Annotated in this window: 16 protein-coding genes, 1 tRNA gene and 1 pseudogene; 9 read left to right on the top strand and 9 right to left on the bottom strand. The window is 60.3% G+C overall.

Translation table 11 applies throughout. The annotated features are described in order from the left end of the window. Positions 1–25: 25 nt before the first annotated feature. Genes CKW32_RS00235 through CKW32_RS00215 form a run of 5 tightly spaced genes read right to left on the bottom strand, consistent with a single transcriptional unit; the run spans position 26 to position 5,896 of the window. Positions 26–454 carry a YscO family type III secretion system apparatus protein gene (locus CKW32_RS00235; protein ID WP_032886091.1) on the bottom strand — a complete coding sequence of 143 codons (429 nt, stop codon included), beginning with the start codon at positions 452–454 and terminating at the stop codon, positions 26–28. Then, positions 441–1,799, bottom strand: coding sequence for a FliI/YscN family ATPase (locus CKW32_RS00230; protein WP_032886089.1), 1,359 nt, complete (start codon positions 1,797–1,799; stop codon positions 441–443). The genes CKW32_RS00235 and CKW32_RS00230 overlap by 14 nt, the downstream gene beginning before the upstream one ends. Next, entirely contained in the window at positions 1,796–2,707 is a 912-nt protein-coding gene (locus CKW32_RS00225) for an FHA domain-containing protein (RefSeq protein WP_032886478.1), read from the bottom strand. The genes CKW32_RS00230 and CKW32_RS00225 overlap by 4 nt, the downstream gene beginning before the upstream one ends. 34 nt (positions 2,708–2,741) lie before the next feature. Then, positions 2,742–4,835, bottom strand: a complete 2,094-nt coding sequence (gene sctV / locus CKW32_RS00220; RefSeq protein ID WP_095183762.1) for a type III secretion system export apparatus subunit SctV — start codon at positions 4,833–4,835, stop codon at positions 2,742–2,744. Then, on the bottom strand, positions 4,832–5,896 hold the full coding sequence (locus tag CKW32_RS00215) for a TyeA family type III secretion system gatekeeper subunit (RefSeq protein ID WP_095183761.1): 1,065 nt from the start codon (positions 5,894–5,896) through the stop codon (positions 4,832–4,834). Before CKW32_RS00215 ends, sctV begins: the two co-directional genes overlap by 4 nt. A gap of 263 nt (positions 5,897–6,159) precedes the next feature. Between CKW32_RS00215 and CKW32_RS00210 the strand changes: the two genes are divergently transcribed. Beyond that, positions 6,160–6,711: an RNA polymerase sigma factor gene (locus CKW32_RS00210; protein WP_032886085.1), complete on the top strand. Its 552-nt coding sequence runs from the start codon at positions 6,160–6,162 to the stop codon at positions 6,709–6,711. Between the two features lie 51 nt (positions 6,712–6,762). Here CKW32_RS00210 and CKW32_RS28410 read toward each other — a convergent pair. Continuing rightward, positions 6,763–6,942 (bottom strand): annotated as a pseudogene (locus CKW32_RS28410) (MFS transporter); the annotation flags it as partial. A 135-nt stretch (positions 6,943–7,077) separates the two neighbouring features. On the opposite strand from CKW32_RS28410, the gene CKW32_RS00200 reads away from it, so the two are divergent. The 7 genes from CKW32_RS00200 (at position 7,078) to pgeF (ending at position 14,952) form a co-directional block, all read left to right on the top strand. Further along, positions 7,078–7,154, top strand: a tRNA-Met gene (locus tag CKW32_RS00200). 121 nt (positions 7,155–7,275) lie between these two features. After that, on the top strand, positions 7,276–8,109 hold the full coding sequence (locus CKW32_RS00195; RefSeq protein WP_032886081.1) for an EamA family transporter: 834 nt from the start codon (positions 7,276–7,278) through the stop codon (positions 8,107–8,109). A 99-nt stretch (positions 8,110–8,208) separates the two neighbouring features. Continuing rightward, positions 8,209–8,736 (top strand): RNA polymerase sigma factor, encoded by a 528-nt coding sequence (locus tag CKW32_RS00190; RefSeq protein WP_095183759.1) that lies wholly within the window; start codon positions 8,209–8,211, stop codon positions 8,734–8,736. After that, the gene (locus tag CKW32_RS00185) at positions 8,729–9,685 is read left to right on the top strand and encodes a FecR domain-containing protein (RefSeq protein ID WP_095183758.1); all 957 of its coding nucleotides are present in this window, start codon (positions 8,729–8,731) and stop codon (positions 9,683–9,685) included. The genes CKW32_RS00190 and CKW32_RS00185 overlap by 8 nt, the downstream gene beginning before the upstream one ends. Positions 9,686–9,787: 102 nt before the next feature. Continuing rightward, entirely contained in the window at positions 9,788–12,229 is a 2,442-nt protein-coding gene (locus tag CKW32_RS00180) for a TonB-dependent siderophore receptor (RefSeq protein WP_081797674.1), read from the top strand. 147 nt (positions 12,230–12,376) lie between these two features. Beyond that, positions 12,377–14,206, top strand: coding sequence for a gamma-glutamyltransferase (gene ggt / locus CKW32_RS00175; protein WP_095183757.1), 1,830 nt, complete (start codon positions 12,377–12,379; stop codon positions 14,204–14,206). 23 nt (positions 14,207–14,229) lie between these two features. Further along, positions 14,230–14,952, top strand: a complete 723-nt coding sequence (gene pgeF / locus CKW32_RS00170) for a peptidoglycan editing factor PgeF (RefSeq protein ID WP_095183756.1) — start codon at positions 14,230–14,232, stop codon at positions 14,950–14,952. A gap of 55 nt (positions 14,953–15,007) precedes the next feature. Here pgeF and ddlA read toward each other — a convergent pair whose 3' ends face one another. Beyond that, complete coding sequence (gene ddlA / locus CKW32_RS00165) at positions 15,008–16,102, bottom strand: D-alanine--D-alanine ligase (RefSeq protein ID WP_095183755.1); 1,095 nt, start codon at positions 16,100–16,102, stop codon at positions 15,008–15,010. Between the two features lie 43 nt (positions 16,103–16,145). After that, positions 16,146–16,784, bottom strand: a complete 639-nt coding sequence (locus tag CKW32_RS00160) for a LysE family transporter (protein ID WP_095183754.1) — start codon at positions 16,782–16,784, stop codon at positions 16,146–16,148. Positions 16,785–16,920: 136 nt separating this feature from the next. Here CKW32_RS00160 and CKW32_RS00155 point away from each other — a divergent pair, with 136 nt between their 5' ends. Beyond that, complete coding sequence (locus tag CKW32_RS00155; RefSeq protein ID WP_095183753.1) at positions 16,921–17,730, top strand: AraC family transcriptional regulator; 810 nt, start codon at positions 16,921–16,923, stop codon at positions 17,728–17,730. A gap of 22 nt (positions 17,731–17,752) precedes the next feature. Here CKW32_RS00155 and CKW32_RS00150 read toward each other — a convergent pair whose 3' ends face one another. Further along, positions 17,753–19,099, bottom strand: coding sequence for an MFS transporter (locus CKW32_RS00150; protein WP_095183752.1), 1,347 nt, complete (start codon positions 19,097–19,099; stop codon positions 17,753–17,755). Positions 19,100–19,168: the final 69 nt, after the last annotated feature.

The raw sequence follows: 19,168 nt of genomic DNA, 5'->3' as shown, positions 1-19,168 counted from the left end.
TCCGTGGGTTTATTTGAAACCTGGGTCATGTCGGTTCCTCAGCAAGTAAACGGGACAATTCCTGAAGTTTTTCTACCTGCCGCAGGCACTCGGTGACCTGCTTCTGGGCGCTGCCAACGCGACTTTCTCTTTCACCCTGCTGGCTGCGTAACGCCTCCAACTGGCCCATGTCCCGCTGGGTGCTAGCAGAGAGGGATCGCTCCTTCGCACCCCACGATTTCAGAGCCTTCAGGCTCAGCACCTGACCCTGATGTTGACTGAACAATTGAGCACTCTTGCGGGCTTCCTCTTGCCGCGTTTGTTCAAGCGCATCCTGAGCCCGCTGGATATGTGCGAGCAGGGCCTGCTGGGCTCGCTTCGCCTCACGCAGGGCGCGCTCGGCCCGGTCAGCCCTATGCCTGCGCAGGCGCCGCAGCATTTCGACTTCACCAAGGTGCACATCAGAAGGGGACATGAGTGGTCAGATCCTTGAGTTGCTCCAGTGTCGTTTGCATGGGTGTCGGCTCACGCAGATCCTGGCGCAGGAAGCCATCGACCGCCTGACGACTGTCCACCGCCAAATCGGTCAGAGGATCGCTGCCTGGTTGGTACTCCCCCAATTTGAGCATCAGTTCGATCTGCTGGTACGCCGACAACAAACGACGCAATGCCGTACCCGCCTGGATATCCATGGGTTGCGCGACGTTGCTCAATATCCGCGAAAGACTTGCCAGTACATCCACCGCCGGGTAATGCCCACGCTCGGCTAATTTGCGCGACAGCACGATATGCCCGTCGAGTAGCGAGCGAACCTCATCAGCGACCGGATCATTCATCGAGTCCTGCTCAATCAGCACGGTATAGATCGCGGTAATCACGCCCTCACGGGTCAACCCGGCGCGCTCCACCAACCGTGGTAACAAGCTGTACACCGACGGCGGCAAACCTCCACGCCCCAAGGGCTCACCGGCAGCCAGGCCGATTTCGCGCTGCGCCCTGGCAAAACGAGTCAACGAATCAATCAGCAGCAATACCCGCTGCCCCTTGCGCCGGAACCCCTCGGCCAACGCCGTGGCCGTGAACGCGGCACGGGCGCGCTCCATGCTGGATCGGTCGGAGGTAGCGCACACCAGCACGGCTTTGGCACGTAGTTGCTCATCCAGTTCATGGTCGAGAAACTCGCGCAGCTCCCGCCCCCGCTCACCGATCAGGCCGAAGACGATGACATCGCACTCCACGTTACGGGCGATTTCGGCCAGCAAAGTGGTCTTGCCGCAGCCCGCACCAGCGAATAGACCGACACGCTGACCTTCGCCAAGCGTCAACAACCCATCAATCGAACGCACGCCGGTAGCCAGCGCCCGGCTGATCCTCGGTCGCTCGGTGGGCAATGGCGCTTCACACAACACCGCGCTGGTATCCGGTAAGTCAGTCTCGACAAACGCACTCACGCCCTGCCCTGTAATCGGCCGTCCGAACCCATCCAACACTTGGCCCAACAGTGCCTCGCTGACGCGCACACGGTGCGATACCCCAAGGCGCTCCACGCTGGCACCTACCCGTACGCCTTCCAAATTTCCCAGGGCACTGAGCACCGCGTCCTGCTGATCGAAACCAATGATTTCGGCGAGCATGGAGTCGCCTGGATTTTTTTCCACTTGGCACAAGTCACCGATGCGCGCGTGGGGCAGCCGACACTGCAGCAGCATGCCGTTGACGCGTTGGATTCGGCCACGCATCGTCACCGGAGCAAAGCTGATCAGTGATTGGGCCTGGCGCTGCTGCCAGGCGTGGAGACGTGCCTGCATATCTTCACTCACCAGCGCACCTCGTAACGCTGCTCGCCATCGAAAACCACCTTGCCGTTATCGATCTGCACCAGTCGCAACCCTTCCACTTCGTCCCCAAGAAACAGTCGAATGCCCTCCTCCAAGAGAACGTGACCGTTCGGCCCTCCGACAATTTGAACAATCCTGAATGGAAGTGCGTTATCACGCACACGCACACGGCTGATCACCGGCACCGAGCTGTCGAACTGCTCACCAAAACGGCTGAGCATGCGCGTCACCAGTTCCACTTCGTCCTGGGAGACATCGCCATTGAGCGCGACCTGGCCATTGATCACTTGCAAGCTGACGCGCTGACCCAACTCCCGCTCGCTGAGCATCTTCAGCAACTGCTGGCGCACCTCGAAGGGCGATGCCAATTCGTGCTTTTGAACCACAGGAGCCTTCAAGGACGCCTGTGCCTCGCGCTCCCCAGTGGAAACCATGCCAACCACAATGATGATGACCGCCAGCACTAACACCAGGCTGATCAAACGCTTTTGCTGCGAGTGGGAGATCGACGATAACTTCAGCTCCCACTCCGGCGCATTTTCGGTCGGTATCAGTGCCGGTTCAGGTGCTGCCACTGGTGCTGCTACCGGGGGCCAGGGCTGCTCGGCCAAGGTGACACACAGGCGCACGCCCCCCATTGAAAACGGTGAGTTCAGCTCCAGGTTCGCGATCTGAGCCAGTAGCTGCCCCTCAGGCCCCTGCAGCAACCCCGCTTCGGCCTGCACCAACCACTCGGCGTCCATAAACCGCAAGCGCGCATGCTGATCGACTACGCCCGGATCGTTTAAAACCAGGTCAGCGTCCGCATGGGAACCAATGCTCCACTGCTCCCCAAACAACGGCAACGCAGCGCCCTGGCGCAGCCCGTCAAGCACACGTAGCTCAAACATCTTCAAAACCTCCACGCTGGCCATGGCCAAGTACTCATGCCACCGCACCACGCATCAGTTCGTCCTGGCCCAGGTCGATGCGCCCCAGCACTTTGACCTTTGAGGTACTCCCTAACTCGGCAAACGACAGCACCGGGACATGGTTGAACTCTTCCAACAGCAAGGTCCGCAAGGGGCTGCGCAGGTCCTGCGCCACCAACATCACGCTCTTGCTCTTGGCCCTCAAACTAAAAGCTTGATTGAGCAGGTTGATCAACGCGGCGCTGTTGTCGTCGTCAAGCGCGAAAAACACACCCGTCTGAGTCTGTCGCAATGCTTCACGCAGGATGTTTTCAGTGTGTGGTGACAGCAGCCAGGCATGCAGACCGTCGGCCTCGCTGTACTGGTGGAAGATCTGCGCCTTGAGTGCAATTCGCGCATAGTCAGCCAATGCTTCCGGCTCACGCTCATGCTGGCCGTACTCGATCAGCGATTCGACGATCAGTCGCACAGCCCGCAGCGGTACCCCTTCGCTGGCGAGGCGTTGCAACACTGCCGAGAACCGTGACAGCGGCATGATTCGCTGCAGTTCCTGCACCAGTTCCGGCTGGTTGTGCTCCAGCCAACTGAGGATCGACTTGCTCTCCTGGATCCCCAGGAACTGAGGCCCACTGAGCATCATGGCCTGCTTCATGCGTTCAAGGATCAGGCTTGTCGCTGTGAAACGCTCCAATTGCGGATCATCAAGCAATGGATCATCCGGCTCCAGCCAGATCCATTCCTGCTCATCACGCTCAGCCAGCCCCCGTACTCCGTGCTCATGCTCACCCTTCAACGCGTTACGATCAACGGCAAGCAGGCTGACAACCGACGCCTTGACCATCGGCACTTCATGCACACAAAAACGCATCTCGTCGATGGCCAGCGAGTCATCGAGTTCGACTTCGAAGGGCGGCAGTGTCAGGCCGATGTTGGCAACCAGAGCATTTCGAGACTGGCGGATCCCGTGAATCAGCTCCATCACCTCCGGCGTTCCACGCAAAACTGGCGGAAACTGCAACAGGTAGGGGCGAGACGGGTCGAACCCGCGCAAGTCCTCTTTTCCGTTCTCCTCAGGACGCAAGGCTTCGCTGGTTTCGGACGCGGGTTGCGCTTGTCGTTGACGCTGGCGCATCAGGTAATACCCAAGGCTGCCGGTTATGAGCGAAATAAAGACAAATACCCCGGTAGGCATGCCGGGCACTATCGCAAACGCGAGCATCCCCACCGAAGCGATCATCCAGCTCTTGGGCTCGCTGGTCATTTGCCGGGCGATTTCAGCGCCCATGTTGCTGACGCCCTTGCGCCCCTCCGGTGCAACACGGGTGATGATCATGCCGGCAGTCAGGGAGATCAGCAGCGCCGGAATCTGCGCAATCAGGCCATCGCCGATGGTCAGGACCGAATACAACGCCATCGAATCAGCCGCACTCAAACCGTGCTGAAACATGCCCGTAGAGAAGCCGCCCAAGAGGTTGACCACAACGATGATTAACCCCGCGATGGCATCACCCTTGACGAACTTCATGGCCCCATCCATGGCGCCGAACAATTGGCTCTCACGAGACAACTGCTCCCGCTTGTCTCGTGCTTGCGCGCCGTCAATCAGACCGGCACGCAAGTCGCTGTCGATGGACATCTGCTTGCCCGGCATGGCATCCAGACTGAACCGCGCCGCAACCTCGGCAACCCGCTCCGAGCCCTTGGTGATCACCAGGAAGTTGACCAGGGTAAGGATCAGGAAAATCACCATCCCCACCGCCAAGTTGCCTCCCACCACGAAATTGCCGAAGGCCTCGACGATGTCGCCGGCGTCTTGCTCCAGCAGGATCAAACGCGTGGTTGCAATCGACAGTGCCAATCGAAACATGGTGGTCAACAACAGGATCGACGGGAAGGACGAAAATGCCAGGGGGCCCGGCAGGTAGAGCGCAAGAACGATCAACAGGCACGATATGCAGATATTGAGGGCAATCAGAATGTCCACCAGCCAGGTGGGCAGCGGCACGATAAAGATAAATACGATGGCCATGACCACCACAGCGCCCAACACTTCGGCGCGCTGTGCCACTTTGAGCAATATACGGTTGACGGCTGACACAGCCGTCACGTCATGGGCCTCGGCTCACCGGCAAACCGTAAGGGGCCACGCACGGCTCGGTCCAACTCACCGATCAGCGTCAAAAGAATCTGCAGGGACTCCTGACGGACCCGCTTGTCGGGCCACAAGGCCAAAGGCAACTGCTGAAACAGCGGGTAGAGCGCATTGAGGGATGCCATTTGTCGGTCAACCGGACCGCCACCCAAATCGTTTCCCAACCGCAGCATTTCATCGACAGAGATACCGCCGCCGGCGTACCCCAGTATGCGTTGCAGCAAGCTCACGGCGTCATGCTCAATACTCAAACGCTGGATCAACGTGTGACAACCGGATAACACCGCGCTCAACTGCCCGCAGCTTTGCAGACCCAGCAGCAAAGTGCGCAACAAAGGTGTGGGCATTGACGACACCAGGGCCGCCAGATCATCCGCCAAGGCCTTACGCATCGCGTTGAGCACGTCGCGAAACCGCTCACCACTGTAATCACCCAGCAAAGCCTGCATCATGGTTGCCAAGGACTGGCGCGTGACCACACTGGCGTAGTAAAGCTGGCGCAGTTTCTGGCGCTCATGCGGGTCGGCCACAGCTGCCTGCAACGCCGTAGCAATGTTCAGGCCTGCCTGAATTTCCCCTTTGAACCGGAGTTGCAGCTGGGCAATGGCATCGCGTGCCAATGCAGCCTCGGACGGACGCACTTCGCTGTCTGCCTGGGCCGTCACGTAGTTGAGCACTACGAACGCACGTGCTGGGTCACCTCCCGCGAGGCTGACCAATTCCTCAGTACTGACGCTCTTGCGCAACTGCTCAATGATGCTTCGTGAAATGGAAGCCATGCTCTTCTGGGCCGGATGGCCCAACTGATTATAAAGCTGCACAAGCTGCTCAACCGGGGACACACGCAACCCCATCTTCCGCCCGCTCAGCGCCCGGCTGTTGAGCTCCACCTCCTGATTGAAAATATGTCCCATCTCATCAACGCCCTTCGCGGGCACAGGCACTGAGGAGGGGCTGGTAACCGCTTGATCCAAGGGGCGGATTGTTTGCACATCGTTGTTGGATTCAACTTTCATGGGCACGCCAGTACAGGGAGAGAGTGTGTCCCTCTGTGGCAGTGCCTATGCATACGGTTCCATCGAAATCTGATCGCACACAGCGTGTGAAAAAATTTGCACGAGCCTTCCGTGCTCCATGCAAAGTACTGCGTGAAATCGTCACAATTCAAAATATTTATATAAATAAATCAATAACTTACGATTTTTTTCTTTTGGCACAGGGAGTGCAAAAGGGTGCTGTCGACTCCCGCTCGACTGCGTCTACCCTAAGGAAAAAAATCATGAATATCCCTATCGGAGCTTTAGCTCAGCTCGTTGGCAGCTCACCTCAATTCATGCTTCACCTGACAGACGACCAGCAAAAAAAACTCAAACGTTTCATTCACAAGCGCGTACTCAATCCGGAAGATGCGGATGATCTTCTGCAACTCACTTACCTGGAAGCCTGGCGCAACCGCGAGCGATTCTGCGGGAATGCTTCGCTTAGCACCTGGATGTGCGGCATCGCACAGAACCTGATCCGCAATCACTTCAGGCGCATGTACGCCAAACCCGTACATTGCGAATTTGATGAGTCGTTGTGGCATGGCCACGAGGAAACCAACAACCTGGATTGGGAATTCGAGATCAACCGCCGCTTGGAGAACACGTTGAGCGCCATCGACCACTTGCCGACGGAAATGCGAAAGACGATGTACGCCTCGCTGGAAACCGACGGCAGTTACCAGGATACGGCCAACGTATTGGACATCCCTATCGGCACCGTTCGCTCCCGTCTGTCGCGTGCACGCGAACAGCTCAAGCGCGCCACCCACAACCCTTTTCAACCTTAAATCTGGCTGACTAGCCAAACGTTGGGCGACAGGGATATTTGCCCAACCGAATCAGGCCTCTTGCATGCGCGCAAGAAAGAGCGCCAACCTCCCAAACAGCGCAAAGACCGAGCCCAGTGTGTAAACCCACTTGATGTCATGAGCATCCGCCAGGTGTCCCAGCAGCGCCGCCATCCCGGTAAAACCAAACATCCGCCCGAGCAATCCCACGGCAATCATCCGCACGTTGCCCATCCCCATACCTGTGCAGACGCCGCCTACGGCCAGCCAACACGACCATTTTCGATAAACAATTGAAAGCGTAGAAAAATTCTTAATAAAAATGCTTGACGCATTCCCGTTCTGCGCGAATAATGCGCGCCACTTGGCTACATAGCTCAGTTGGTTAGAGCATAGCATTCATAATGCTGGGGTCCGGGGTTCAAGTCCCTGTGTAGCCACCAAGTACTAAAAACGGCTTACCGAAAGGTAGGCCGTTTTTTTATGCCTGTAGAAAAGTGCTGAGGCATACTCGCAACGGTCTACCTCCACGACGCGGCGCTGAACCCCACAGGACATCCCTTCATGAGCCTTGATGTGTTCGTAATCATCATGCTGGGCGCTGCGCTGCATGCCACGTGGAATGCAGTGGTCAAGGGGGGTGACGACAAGCTGCTGACCACGTGCATGATCGCGTCCTTCGCTTCACTGATCGCGCTGGCGGTCATTCCGTTCCTGGCAGTGCCTGCGACGCAAAGCTGGCCCTTCATCGGCGCGTCGGTGATATTCCAGGTGCTGTATTTCGTACTGGTCGCCTCGACCTACCGCGTTGCGGACATGAGCCAGACCTACCCGATCATGCGGGGCACCGCGCCGTTGCTGGTGGCGACGGCGAGCTTAGGGCTGCTGTCCGAATCCTTGTCCGCATTTGCCTGGCTCGGCATTGCCGTGATCTGCATCGGTATTTTGAGCATGGCAGCAGCCCCTTCAGCCGGTCAGCGTAAAGGGATACTCCTTGCGCTGCTTAACGCGGCTGTCATCGCGGGCTACACCCTCATCGACGGAATAGGTGTGCGCAAATCCGGCGCCCCGGCGGCCTACACGTTGTGGATATTCCTGTTGACCGGCATCCCACTCGGCGCATGGGCATTGGCCCGCCGTCGACGCGAATTCAGCCGCTATCTGGCGCGTCACTGGCGCCCTGGCGTGATAGGTGGCTTCGGTACCGTCGCGTCCTATGGCCTGGCGCTGTGGGCTATGACCGCGGCCCCCATTGCCACGGTTGCGGCGCTCAGGGAGACCTCGATTCTGTTTGGCGTGGTGATCTCGGCGCTGGTGCTCAAAGAGCAGTTGACCCGCGCCCGCATCGTGGCCGCGTGCATCATTGCCGCCGGGGCGATGGTGTTGCGACTGGGCTGACGCGTCGACAAACAAATCTTCCATCACCCTATCAAATGAGACAGCTTCTCATTAGTATGCCCGCTATCCGCGCAATGCAGCATCAAGGTATCAGGGGCCATGGAGACAGGGACGCCAGGGGATCAGGAAAAACTCAGCGCCGTTTTCATCGGGCAGCGCAGTGCGTTAATCCGTATGCTGTCGCGCGTCGTCGGCTGTTCGAGCCAGGCGGAGGACTTGGCCCAGGAAACCTATCTGAAGGTAGCTAAGGCGCTGTACACCCGCCCGATCGAACACTTGAAGCCGTTTCTTTATCAAACTGCGCAGTATCTGGCCTTTGATCATTTGCGCAGTGTGCGCAGTAAAAGGCGCTACGAGTGCCACTTGGCCGAAAGCCTGGTTGTCGAGGTGCCCACAATGGCACCCGGACCGGAGAGCCAGGCTCAGGGCCAGCAGCAACTGCAGCGGTTTCAACAGGTGCTCGCTACCTTGCCCAAACGCCAGCAACAAATCCTGGTATTGCATCGACTGCACGACCTGTCCCAAGGCGAGATCGCCCAGCGCCTGCAGGTGTCGTTGAGTACGGTGGAAAAAGACCTGCGCCAAGCCCTCACTACCTGCGTCAAGCAAACGACCTACCATGATTGACCGTCCCGTCATTCCCGATGCAGTACGTGAGCAGGCGGCCGATTGGTTCGCCCTGCGCGATGAAAGTGCGCGCAACCTCATCACCCGTCAGCGCTTTGAGCAGTGGCGCGCGGCCGATCCCCTGCACGCCAACGCCTATGCCGAAGTGGAGACGCTGTGGGAAAACCGCGCCTTCGAACAAGCCTTGAAAGACCTCGCCGTCGACCTAGAGTTGCCCTCTTCCCCGGTAACCGCCAAGCCTCCCAAGACACGTTTTGTGGCTGCCGCCGCGACCCTGTTGCTCGCACTGGGCATCGGTTGGATGGCCGACGTGCCGATGCGCCTGCAAGCCGATCACATGACCGACGTCGCGCAGCTGGAACGCTTTGACCTGGAAGATGGCTCTCACATCGTGCTGGGCAGCCACAGCGCAATCAGCACCACCTTCGACGGCGCCCAGCGGCGCATCAAGCTATTGCGTGGCGAGCTCTACGTCGAGGCCGCCCACGACTCTAAACGCCCACTGAGCATCGAGACCAACGAGGCCAGCGTGACCGTGGTCGGCACGCAATTCAGCGTCAGCCAGCGAGACTCGGAGGTCACTGTCGCCGTGCGCGAAGGCCAGGTGCGCTTCGCCAACCGCAAGGGCGAGCAGAGCCTGCTGCAGGCGGGTAACTGGCAACAGCTACGAGATGGTCAACTGCAACCGCTGTCCCTGGAAGGCAGTGAACGGCAGATGGCCTGGATCAACGGGCGACTGTCATTCCAGAACGCGCCATTGGTGCAGGTGCTGAAAGAGATCCAGCGTTACTACCCGGCGCCGATCCTGTTATTCAACGATGCCGCCGCCGGTGAGCGGGTCAGCGGGAATTACCAGTTGGACGACCCCCTGGCGATCGTACAGGCGTTGAGTAAAGTCACGTCCACCCACGCCCAGCGACTGCCCGGTGGCATCCTGGTGATTCGCTGACACAGAGCCCCCGATACCTTCGAAAAGTTTTACGGCTTTCGAAGGTTCAACCCGTCAAGAACTTTGCCTTTGCAAATCATTCCTATTTCTAACGGGGCTCACATGCACTTTCCAACACTCAATCCGACCCATGCCCGCAGCATGCTCGCGCTCGCCATCTGCCTGGCGTGCAGCCCGGCGGTTGCGGTGGAGCCAGCAGGCCAGCCAGCCACTCGCGAAGCGGCGGACACCCGCAGCTTCGCGATAGCGCGTCAGTCACTGGTCAATGCCCTGGATCAATTGAGTGTGCAGAGCGGGCTGCAAATTGCCTACGCGGCGGACCTCGCTCAGGGCGTCGAATCGCCCGGCGTCAGCGGCCGCATGACCGCCCTGGAAGCGCTGGCCCAACTGCTCAAAGGCACGCCCCTGAGCTTCGAGCCCAACGGCCCCAACGCGGTGATACTGAACCGCACCGAACAACCCGGCGCGGCCTTGCAACTGGGCACCACCACGGTGATCAGCAACCAACTGGGCACCGTCACCGAAGGCACTGGCTCCTACACCCCGGGGACCATCGCCACGGCTACGCGCCTGGTACTGACGCCCCGGGAAACACCACAGTCCATCAGCGTCGTCACGCGCCAGCACATGGATGACTTCGCCCTCGACAGCGTTGACGACGTGATGCGCCACACGCCCGGTATCACCGTTTCGGCCTACGACACCGACCGCAGCAACTACTATTCGCGCGGTTTCTCGATCAACAATTTCCAGTACGACGGCATCCCCTCGGCCGTGCGCAACGTGGCCTATTCGGCTGGCAACACCCTGAGCGACATGGCGATCTATGACCGTGTCGAAGTACTCAAAGGCGCCTCTGGCCTGCTCAGCGGCGCCGGTTCCCTGGGCGGCACCATCAACCTGGTACGCAAGAAACCCACGTCGGAATTCCTCGGCCATATCACCACCGCGGCGGGCACCTGGGATCACTACCGCACGGAAGTGGACGTCAGCGGCCCACTGACCGAAACCGGCAATGTGCGCGGGCGGGCGGTAGCGGCATATCAGGACAACAAGTCATGGATCGACCGCTACTCCAACAAAAGCTCAGTGTTCTACGGCATCCTCGAATTCGATCTATCGCCCGACACCCTGCTCACCGTGGGCGCCGATTATCAGGACAGCAAACCCAAAGGTTCGACCTGGTCCGGAAGTTTCCCGCTGTTCAACTATTCGGGTGCGCTCAACGACGCCAAGCGGTCTTTCAGTAATGCCACCGATTGGAGCAGTTGGCAGCAATACACCCGCACGGTGTTCGCGAACCTGGAGCACGACCTCGGCGACGGCTGGGTCACCAAGCTGCAACTGGACCACAAGCTCAATGGCTACGATGCCCAGATGGGTGCGATCCAGTTCTACCAGCCGGCAGCGGATGGCACTGCCGACATTAACGCCCAGCGCTACAAAGGCGAGACCACCAGCGATTCCGCCGACCTGTACCTCAGCGGTCCGTTCAACTTCCTCGGTCGCGAACATGACCTGGTGGTCGGCGGCTCCATCAGCACCGCCCACTGGAAGGGCAAGGGCTATTGGGACGAAACCTTCCCCACCGCCAACCTGGTCGACTACTTCAACTGGCACGGCAACCTGGCCAAGCCGGATTGGGGCGTGGCCTCACAAGTCATCGACGACACCATTCGCCAGACCGGCATGTACGTCACCACCCGCTGGAACCTCACCGACGATCTGAAACTGTTGCTCGGCGGGCGCGTGGTCGACTACACCCTGACCGGCACCACTGACACCTACCGAGAGACCGGGCGCTTCATTCCCTATGCCGGGGCCATCTATGACCTCACGGACAACCTGTCGGCCTATGTCAGCTACACCGATGTGTTCATGCCCCAGGAAAGCTACAACCTCGACCGTAACCGCAAGCTGATCGACCCGGACGAAGGCGAGAACTACGAAGTGGGCCTCAAGGGCGAATTCCTCGACGGTCGCCTGAACGCCAGCCTGGCGTACTTCGAAGTCAAGGAAAGCAACCGCTCCCTGCCCGACGATGCATACAACAACCAGACCCCAACCCCGCCCAACTTTGCCTTCAAGGGTACCGACGCGACGACCAAGGGCTATGAGCTGGAGCTGTCCGGCGAAATCGCCCCCGGCTGGCAGTTGCAGGGCGGCTACACCCACAAAGTGGTGCGCGACGATGCCGGCAAAAAAATCTCGACTTTCGAGCCCGAGGACCAGGTGAGCATGTTCACCATCTACAAGCTCAAGGGCGATCTGGACAAAGTCAGCGTCGGCGGTGGCCTGCGCTGGCAGAACACGGTGTGGCAGGACATCTACAACGGTCCCAAAGGAACGACGGACGCGTTTTCCCAGGAGTCCTATTGGGTGGTGGACTTGATGACGCGCTACCAATTCACCAAAAACCTGTCGACGACGCTGAACCTGAATAACGTATTCGATAAGTACTACTACACCAACGTGGGTTTCTATAACTCCGCCATCTACGGCGCGCCGCGTCACTTCATGCTGACCACCCGCTGGGACTTCTGATCACTTGAGCCACACGGCCTATCCCAGGGTAGGCCGCTTTTGACGCCCTCCTTTGCCACTGTTAGTGTCCAGCCTCCCCACACACGGAGTGCTCACTGCGACGCACCTGTAAACCGCTGCCCCCAAGGACAACAGATCATTCTCAAAATGAACGGAGTTCAGCACGTGCTTTCGATTTCTCGCCGTCAGTTGTCGGTTATTGCCGCAGCCCTGGCCCTTGCGGCCTGTCACACCCCGGTCAACGAACAGCCGCCGGCACCGGAGCTGGGCTCGGGCTATCGCACCGACCTGACCACTCAACACGCCGAACGCCATATGGCCGCCGCCGCCAACCCGCTGGCCGCCGAAGCCGGGCGCGAGATGTTGCGCAAAGGCGGTTCGGCGATTGATGCAGCGATCGCCATGCAGGCGGTGTTGACCTTGGTGGAGCCGCAATCCTCCGGCATTGGCGGCGGCGCGTTCATCATGCTGTGGGACGGGAAAAAGGTGCACGCCTATGACGGTCGGGAAACGGCGCCGGCAGGCGCGACGGAGCGGTTGTTCCTGAACGCCGACGGCACACCGATGACCTTCACCGACGCGCAGATTGGCGGGCGCTCGGTGGGTACGCCCGGTGTGCTGCGCGCCCTGGAGATGGCCCATAAGAAGACCGGTCAACTGCGATGGGCCGAGCTGTTTGAGCCAGCGATTCGTTTGTCGGAACAGGGATTCGCCATTTCACCACGCTTGCACAGCCTGATCGCGGCTGACCGATTTATTGCGCAATCGCCGGAGATGGCCGCCTACTTTCTGAATGCCGATGGCACACCCAAAGCCACCGGCACGCTGCTGAAAAACCCGGCGCTGGCCGCCGTGTTCAAGCGCATCGCCAACGAGGGCCCTGACGCGCTGTACCACGGGCCAATTGCCGATGAAATTGCGCGCAAAGTGCAGGGCAATCGCAATGCGGGCAGCCTCTCCCAGGCCGACCTGAAGGGTTACGCCGCCAAGGAGCGCGAACCGCTGTGCACCGACTACAAACGCTGGAAAATCTGTGGCATGCCGCCGCCGTCGTCAGGCGCGGTTGCGGTCGCGCAGATCCTTGGTACGTTGCAGGCCCTGGAAGCCCGCGACCCGCGCCTGGCTATCGCACCGATGACACCGATAAAAAGCGCGTTGCCTGCCGGGTTTGAGCCGACGCCCGAGGCCGTGCACCTGATCGCCGAAGCCGGTCGCCTGGCCTTCGCCGACCGCGCGCTGTACCTGGCTGATTCAGACTTTACGCCGGTGCCGACCGCCGGCCTTGTCGCGCCCAACTACCTGGCCCAACGCGCCGCGCTGATCGGTGAGCGCAGCATGGGCATCGCCAAGCCAGGCCAGCCTGCGGGCATACAAATGGCCTACGCGCCGGACCGTTCGCCACTGCGCATTTCCACCTCCCAAGTGGTGGCCGTGGACGACATGGGCGGCGCCGTGTCGATGACCACCACGGTGGAAGCCGCGTTTGGCTCCCATGTGATGGTCCAGGGCTTTTTGCTCAACAACCAGATGACCGACTTCTCATTCATCCCCGAAGAAAACGGTCAGCCGGTAGCCAACCGCGTACAACCCGGCAAACGCCCGCGCTCGGCCATGGCGCCGACCCTGGTGTTCGACCGCGAGAGCGGTGAGTTGCTGGCCACGGTCGGTTCGCCGGGCGGCTCCCAAATCATCGAGTACGTGAGCAAATCCCTGGTGGCCATGCTCGACTGGAACCTCGACCCGCAAGCCGCCATCAGCCTGCCCAACTTCGGCAGTCGCAATGGCGCTACCGAGTTGGAGGCCGGTTTGTTCAGCCCAGGGCTGAAGCAGGCGTTGAAGGACAAGGGCCATGCACTGAGCGAGATCGACATGACCAGCGGCATACAGGCCATCGTGCTCAAGCGGGACGCCCAGGGCAAGGTATCGCTGAGCGGTGGCGCCGACCCTCGTCGCGAAGGCGAAGCGCTCGGCGACTGACTTTATTGAACGGAGGTGATCCCTTGCATCAGGCTGAAAATCTCGCTGCCATCCCTGGCATCGACCACGGTTTCTGTTCGATAGATGACCCACTGCGCCCGGATGACGTGTTCATCTGCAAGCAAGTGCACAGCGCCTCAGTGATTGAATGGCAGGCGGGCCAGGTACCCAACACGATCGAGGCCGATGGTGTGTTGACGCACCACGCTCACCCGATCGCGGTGATCACCGCAGATTGCCTGCCCATTCTGTTCGCATCGAAAACGGGCGAACGGGTCGCCGCAGTACATGGCGGTTGGAAGGGGCTGCAACGCGGGATTATCGCCAACGTCATCCAGCGCTTTGCTGCCGAGGGGATACCAGCCAACCAGTTGCAAGTGGCTATCGGCCCTTCGATCAAGCCGTGCTGTTATGAGGTGAGCGAAGGGTTTATTGCCGAGTTCCAGATTGACCAGGGGCACCTGTGGCAACACTGCATGGCACCGTGGAGCTTGGAGCAACCGGCACCGCTGCGGTCACCGGAAATTAGCCCGCCCCATGCAAGGCAAGCAGGTAGCGCATGGTTTGACTTGAGCGGCTATGGGTTGTTGTTGCTGCAAGCGGCGGGTATCAAGCGAGAGCAGATCGACGTGAGCGAGGTATGCACTTACTGCACCTCGCCGACGTTTGCCAGCTATCGCAGGAGAACCCATCACCCGGCGGAAGCGAAGACGTTGATTTATTCGTGGATTGCTCGTAAACCCTGACGAACCTACGCCCCCTTGTGGCGAGCGGGCTCGCCACAGGTATTTACCCCATCCGTTAACGGCTAATTTTCAACCCCTTACGCCCCGCATGCCGCTCCAACGCCAGCTCGATCAACCGGCTCACCAACTCGCTGTAGCTCATCCCCGCCGCCTGCCATAACTTGGGGTACATACTGATGCGGGTGAAACCGGGCAGTGAGTTAATTTCGTTGATCAGCACTTCGCCGTCGTCGGTCAAGAACACATCGACCCGCGCCAACCCTGCGCAGCCGAGCACGTCAAACGCTTCAAGGGCCAAGCGGCGAATACGCTCACTGGCTTCATGGCTGATATCAGCCGGCACCACCACCTGGGCCGCCTGGCCGTCGATGTATTTGCTGTCGTAGGAGTAGAAGCCGCTGCTCACCACGATCTCGCCGCAGCCGCTTGCGACGGGGTTTTCGTTACCCAGCACCGCGCATTCTATTTCGCGGCCGCGCACGGCGGATTCCACCAGCACCTTTTGATCAAACCCCAGCGCCAGTTCAACGGCGGTGTGGTACTCGGCCTCGTTGCCAACCTTGCTCACACCCACCGAAGAGCCCTGGTTGGCCGGTTTGACGAACATCGGCAGGCCGAGTTTATTCACCGCAGTTTCAAAGGAAGTGCGCGCGGCGTTGCTGCGGGTCAGGGTAATGAACGGCGTCACGGCAATGCCAGCGTCGCGCAGCAAGCGCTTGCTGATGTCCTTGTCCATGCACACTGCCGAGCCGAGCACGTCGGAGCCGACGAAAGGCAAGTCAGCCATGCGAAGCAGGCCTTGCAGGCAGCCGTCTTCGCCGAGGGTGCCGTGGACGATGGGGAAGATCACGTCGATGTGTGCCAGCAGGCCGTTGCCGGAGGTTTCCACCACCTGCTGGCTGGCTTTGCCGGGCACCACCGCCAGTTCGCGGTTGGATTGGTTAAGGGCGATGAGTGCCGGGTTTTCCTGGTTGATCAGGAAGTTCGAGGTGTCGTTGAGGTGCCAGTGGCCGGCCTTGTCGATGCCGATCAGGACCGGCTCAAAGCGTGCACGGTCAAGCGCATCGACAATATTGCGCGCCGACTGCAACGAGACCTCGTGCTCAGCCGAACGACCACCAAAAATAATCCCCACCCGCACCTTGCTCATGACTCGCCTCACTGTTGAAAGTAAGGCTTCTTACCACGGGCGGTCAGCGATTCGCTACCAGATGTGCGCCGAACAACACGTAGCAACCACCGGCAAAACGATCGAGCCATTTGCGTGAGCGGCTGTAGAGGTTGGCCATGCGCGCGCTGGAAAACACCAAGGCCACGCAGGAATACCAACTGAACGACAAGCTGGCCATGGTGATCACCGCCAGGGTCAGTAGCATCGGCGACGGAGACGGCGGCATGGTGGAGGCGAAGATGGTGGCGACGAACAACGCGGCCTTGGGGTTGGACAGGTTGCCCAACAACCCCAGGCGCCAGGCGGAAAACAGCGAACGTCGCGTGTCATCCGGCAATAGGCTCTGGCCCATCGCCGGTGCCGAGCGCTTGAACAGTTTCAGCCCCAGGTAAATCAGGTAGCAGCCGCCGATGATCTTGAACGCCAGGTACAACATGGGCGCAGCGGTAAACAGCGATTTGATGCCCAGGCCACCCGCCAGCCCCCACATGATCGTGCCGGTGGACACGCCCGCCGAAGCCACCACGCCATGGCGGCGCGAACAACTGGCAGCCAGCTGTGCCGTGTTGAAGAAGTTGGGCCCAGGCGTGACCACCGCCACCGTCCACAACAGGGCCAGCGAGACCAGGGGAGCCACGTAGGCGGGGTTGATAACTTCCATTGGGCAGCTCCATCAGCGCAGGGACGAGCAAGGAGCATAGACCTCGCCCACCGCCTGCACAATCGTACAAGACCCCGGCAGACAAGGGTTGCAGACTGGGTTAACGTATTTCCATCTCTTCTTGTGACACGCCACCATGGGCAACCCTATCCACACTCTCGACTGGCTGCACCGCGCCCCGCATGCCAGCGGCCTGGATCGTATCGAGGCGTACTTTGCGGGCTTTGCGTTCGACCCACATCGCCATGACACCTACGCCATCGGGCGTACCTTGTCTGGCGTGCAGAGTTTTCACTACCGCGGCGACATGATCCACAGCCTGCCCGGCACGACCATGGTGCTTCATCCCGACGAGACCCACGACGGCCACGCCGGCAGCGACGAAGGCTTCAAGTACCGGATGATCTACGTGGAGCCGTCACTGATTCAGCAGATACTCGGCGGCAAGCCGCTGCCGTTTATCCCCAGTGGTTTATCCACTGACCCAAGGCTGTTCCGCGCCAGCGAAGTGCTGCTGCAGAACCTCGATCATCCGATTGACCCGTTGCAGGAACAGGACGCGATGTTCGACCTGGCCCATGCGCTCAACAATGCGTCGGGGGCGATCGTCAGCCGTAAGACCTTCGATTACGTAGCCGCCGAGCGCGCCCGGGAGTTTATCCACAGCACCCTGGGCCGCAGCATCACCCTGGACGAAATCGCTGATCACGCTGGCCGCGACCGCTGGGCATTGTCGCGGGATTTTCGTGTGCTGTTCGGCACCAGCCCCTACCGCTACCTGACGATGCGCCGCCTGGACCTGGTGCGCAGTCTGCTGGCGCAGGGACAGTCGCTGGTGGACGCCGCGCTGATCGCCGGCTTCACCGACCAGAGCCACATGACCCGGCAGTTTCGCAGCACCTACGGCATGCCGCCGTCCCGGTGGGTGAAGATGCTCGGGCGCTGAGTCAGCGTTTTAAACATGCACTCTAAATGGGGGCTTGCTGTGATGAGTTCGACATGGGATGGCGCTCTTTCAGCGCCAGCACCAACACCGCCCCCACCAGCGCAATCGCCGCACTCCACCACAACGCCAACTCGATCCCACCCGCATTGGCCACCGACACCAACACCGCCAACCCCAACGCGCCACCAATCTGCTGGCTGGTAGACGCCATCCCCGCCGCCACGCCCTGCTCCCCAGGACGGATGCCTAGCCCGGCTGCCACCCACATCGCCGTCCACGTCATGCCCTGGCCAATGCTCAGGATGAAAATCCCCGGCAGCAGCGACCAGAATCCCACCCCGGTGGGCAATGCCCAACACACCAGCGCAATCCCCACCGCGCCGGCCAATTGCCCGCTGACCAAGGTGTTGCGCAGCCCCAGCCGCGCCATCGAGCGCTCCGCTAGCCAGATGCCAAATGTGCACACCAAGGTTGCCGGCAAAAACGCCAAGCCCGCTTGCAACACGCTATAGCCGTAGACCTGCTGGTAATACAGCGCCAGGAAGTAGTACTGCACGCCAAAGCTGCTCATGAACACTGCCGTCAGTACCATGGCCATGCGCAATTCTCGATAAGCCAGCAAGCGCAGCGGCATCAGCGGATCGCGGCCGCGATGTTCAATCCAGGCGAACAGCCCCAGCAATGCCACAGCCAAGGCGATACAACCGAGGGTCGACAGTGCCGCCCAGCCCCACTCGGGGCCTTGCACCAGGGAAAACACCAGCAACGTACCGCCGACGGTCACGGTCAGCGCGCCGCTGATATCGAAATTACGGCCGTGGGCCCGAGCGCCATCGGCAGGAATCCAATAACGCGCCGCCCATGCACAACCGCCAGCCAACGGCACGTTGACCAGAAACACCGCCTCCCAACCCCACACCTGGGTCAGCACACCGCCGAGCAAGGCGCCGAGCGCCAACCCCGCGGCTGACGCTGCGCTCCATACCGCGAACGCACGGTTGCGTGCCGGACCTTCGGCGTAGTGGGTGTTGATCAACGCCAGGGTCGCCGGGAACAACAGCGCGCCGCCCACGCCCTGCACTGCTCGCGCCAGCACCAGCAACACCGCGCTGCCGCCGACCACTGCCGCCAGGGACGACAGCGCATACAGCGACTGGCCCACGCGATACAGGCGGCGCTTGCCCAACAAGTCAGTGGCACGGCCACCCAGCAACAAGAAACCGCCAAACGCTACGCTGTAGGCACTGACCACCCACTGCAATTGCTGGGCAGAGAAATCCAAGTGAGTGCCGATTTGCGGCAGCGCCACAAATACGATGGTGGCATCAAGGGCGATGATCAACTGAGCGGTGGCCAGTAACGCCAGCATCCAGCCTGAAGGTCGTGAGGGAGACATCACAGCGTCCTGTCCGAAAATGAAGTGCCGCCAGTGTCTTTT

Origin of the sequence: Pseudomonas sp. Irchel 3H9 (assembly GCF_900187495.1) — a bacterium.
Taxonomy (GTDB): Bacteria; Pseudomonadota; Gammaproteobacteria; order Pseudomonadales; family Pseudomonadaceae; genus Aquipseudomonas; species Aquipseudomonas sivasensis.
The sequence above is the reverse complement of the archived record's forward strand: the minus strand, read 5'-3'. Positions and strand labels throughout refer to the sequence as shown.